Raw genomic sequence first — 2,402 nt, forward strand, 5'->3', positions numbered from 1 at the left:
GGGACGGCGGCTGCTACCAGACCTTCCAGGGCGGCGAAGTGCTCTGGTCTGCCGCCAGCGGAGCGCACCTCAGCCGGCAGGGCGGCATCCGCAACGCCTACCGGGCCCAGGGAGCCGAAAGCGGAATCCTCGGCTACCCCACCGGCGCGGAAACCTGCGGCCTTCGGGACGGCGGCTGCTACCAGGCCTACCAACGAGGCGAAATCCTCTGGTCCGCCGCCACCGGCGCCCAATTCACCCACCACGGCGGCATCCGCACCGCCTACCGGGCCGCAGGCGCAGAAGCCGGCACCCTCGGCTACCCCGTCAACAGGGAAATCTGCGGCATCCGCGACGGCGGCTGCTACCAGTCCTTCCAGCGCGGCGAGATCTTCTGGTCCGCCGCCACCGGAGCGCACCTCAGCCGCCAGGGCGGCATCCGCGACGCCTACCGGGCAGCAGGAGCCGAAAACGGAATCCTGGGCTACCCCGTCAACACCGAAATCTGCGGACTCCGCGACAGCGGCTGCTACCAATCCTTCCAAAACGGCGAGATCCTCTGGTCCCCCGCCACCAACGGCCACCCCACCATCACCGGACCCATCCGCACCACCTACCGCGCCCAGGGAGCCGAAAACGGCACCCTCGGCTACCCCACCACCACCCAAACCTGCACCACCAACCAATGCACCCAAACCTTCCGCAACGGAACCCTCACCTGGACCCCCACCACCGGAGTCCGCATGACACAGCGATAACAGCCGCAAAAACACCTCTGCACTACCGGGCTGATCCACTGCCTGTCGCACAGCGTCAACGATCTGGAGATTCTGCCGTGAAATCATCGAACACCCTGCGTCTGGCGTGCCGGTCCGCGCTGCTCGCATCCCTGCTCGTCGGCCTGCTGACTCCGGTTGCTGCGGTAGCCGACACTTTCGATGCGCCGCCGTCGAGCGAATCGCTTCCTTCAGGAACGCCGGAACCGGTTTCAACGGCGGGGCCGGGGCCCGTCGCTGGTAATCTCCCTGAGCCGTCGGCCGAATCCGAGGTGCCCGGGTCCGGGACGTCGGAGCCGCCCACGACGGCTGCATCCGAGCCCCCCGCGGGCGCTCCCCCGGTGCTTTCAGCGGAGGACGAGCTGGCACAGAGGCTCCAGGGTGCGAGCCTCGGCCAGGGGCTCGCCCGGATCGCCGAGCATGGCAACCCGCAGGTACCCACCAGCGAGGAGCGGGGCCTGATGGCGGCTGCACGAAATGGTGCGGCGACGGATTCCACGACTCCCGATTCGTTCGCTGCGGCGACGAACTACTGGACCCCCGGAGGGGTGCTTGGCGTTGATGTCAGCAGCCATCAGGGCACGGTCGACTGGACCGGGGCCTGGAACTACGGATCACGTTTCGCCTACGTCAAGGCCACCGAGAACACCAACTACCTCAACCCATTCTTCGCCCAGCAGTACGCGGGAGCCGAGGCAGCGGGCATGCTGCGCGGGGCGTACCACTTCGCCCTGCCCAGCCTGTCGGACGGAAGAACCCAGGCAGACTACTTCGTCCGGAACGGAGGCGGGTGGTCGCCGGACGGCAAGACCCTCCCCCCGCTCCTCGACGTCGAGTACAACCCTTATGCCTCCCTGGGCAACAGCTGCTACAACATGACCCCGTCCCAGACGGTCACCTGGATCCGGGACTTCTCCAACCGGATGGTTCAACTGACCGGCCGCGTTCCCATGATCTACACGACCGCTGACTGGTGGAACACGTGCACCGGCAACTCAAGTGCCTTCGGGGACCAACCGCTTCACCTGGCCCGCTACAGCAATTCGTCGGCGGGCACCATGCCGTCCGGTTGGAGCAACTACAACCTGTGGCAGTACACCGACTCCGGGCCCGTGGTGGGCGATTGGAACCAGTGGCGCGGCGATCTCACCAGCCTGCGCGACTTCGCACGCAATGGACCTTCGGTTCCGGCTCCCCTGTCGCGGGAGGCGGTGGCGAAGCCGTTCATTGATGGTGCTGCCGCGTCGACGCCGACCCTGGGCGCGCCGGTGTCGGAGGTTGTGTGCGGTTTGAAGGACAACGGCTGTTACCGGGGCTATGCCAATGGTGCGGTGTTGTGGTCAGCAGGCTCCGGCGCGGCGGCCACGCTGAACGGTACCCTGCGCACGGCCTGGCTCAATTCCGGTGCGCAGAACGGGCCCATGGGTTATCCCCTGCGGGCCCAGGGCTGCGGCATCAAGGACAACGGCTGCTACCAGGCCTTCCAGGGCGGTGAAGTGCTCTTCTCCGCCGCCAGCGGAGCTCACCTCAGCCGGAGCGGGGAGATCCGTAACACCTACCGGGCAGCCGGAGCCGAGAACAGCGTCCTTGGCTTCCCCACCAACGGGGAGATCTGCGGCATCCGGGACGGCGGCTGCTACCAGACCT

1 protein-coding gene and 1 pseudogene are annotated in these 2,402 nt (G+C 67.2%); both read left to right on the top strand.

Features of this window, described 5'->3' with window-relative positions; all coding sequences use genetic code 11:
- A pseudogene (locus Y704_RS0102520) lies at positions 1–737 on the top strand (lysozyme M1); the annotation flags it as partial.
- Between the two features lie 77 nt (positions 738–814).
- A partial coding sequence (locus tag Y704_RS18480; protein WP_275451049.1) for a GH25 family lysozyme occupies positions 815–2,402 on the top strand: 1,588 nt, incomplete at its 3' end.

The sequence above is a fragment of the Arthrobacter sp. Br18 genome, assembly GCF_000520555.1.
In the GTDB taxonomy this organism is placed as follows: Bacteria; Actinomycetota; Actinomycetes; order Actinomycetales; family Micrococcaceae; genus Arthrobacter_D.